The following is an 860-nucleotide window of genomic DNA, read 5'->3' on the forward strand; positions in this document are numbered from 1 at the left end:
CCGGGCGGTGCCGTCGGGGCCGCGCGGGAGCGGTGGCTGGCGGCTCTGGAGGTCCGGGGGATGCTCCCCTTCCTGGAGCGGGAGAGGGAGCGGGGAGCAGTACCGGCGCAGGCGCCCGCCCCCGAGCGGGAGGCGGCGGCGGTCGGCGGCGAGGGTGGGCGGCCCGGCCCGCTCGCGAACGGCCCCACGAGGTGGCCCGCCCCCGACCGGCCGGCCGGGACCGTCCGTCCCGAGCGGCTGCGTGGGGCCGACCGGAGCGCCGCTGCCCGGCGGCGGGCCGTGCTGGAGCGTTCCTTCAGCCAACTGCCGGACCCGGGCGGAGACTTCGCGGGGCGGCGGGAGGAGCTGGCCCGGATCACCCGCTGGGTCCAGACCGGGCGAGCGTCGGCGGCGACGCGGCCGACGGTGGTCCTGCTGCACGGCGAGCCGGGCTCCGGGCGGACGGCGCTCGCGGTGCGGGCCGCGCACGCGCTGCGCGACCAGTTCCGCGGCGCCTGCGTGGTCGACCTGCGGGGAGGCGCGAGCGACGAACGGCCCCTCGCCACCCGGGAGGCGCTGCTCCATCTGCTCAACCGGCTCGGCGCCCCGCGCGAGCGGCTGCTGTTCCGGGAGGGCGCCACGGCGGACCAACAGGTGTCCCGGCTCACGGAGTTGTACCAGCGGCAGCTGACCGGGGTCCCGGTGACGGTGATCCTGGACGACGCCGTGGACGCGGCCCAGGCGCGGGCCCTGCTGCCGGAGCGTTCGGAGAGCCTGGTCCTGGTGACCTGCCGGGAGCCGCTGGACCTGGGGGACGTGGCCGCGCACGTCCTGCCGGTCGCGGCGCTGGACGCGGCGGGGGCGGAGGAGCTGTTGCGGGC

General features: G+C 79.2%; 1 protein-coding gene. It reads left to right on the top strand.

The features are described from left to right. Nucleotides 1-860, top strand: an 860-nt coding sequence (locus tag EAO70_RS35915) for an AAA family ATPase (RefSeq protein ID WP_148006981.1), incomplete at both ends; no start/stop codon positions are given.

The sequence above is a fragment of the Streptomyces sp. adm13(2018) genome (genome assembly GCF_008042145.1).
Classification (GTDB): Bacteria; Actinomycetota; Actinomycetes; order Streptomycetales; family Streptomycetaceae; genus Streptomyces.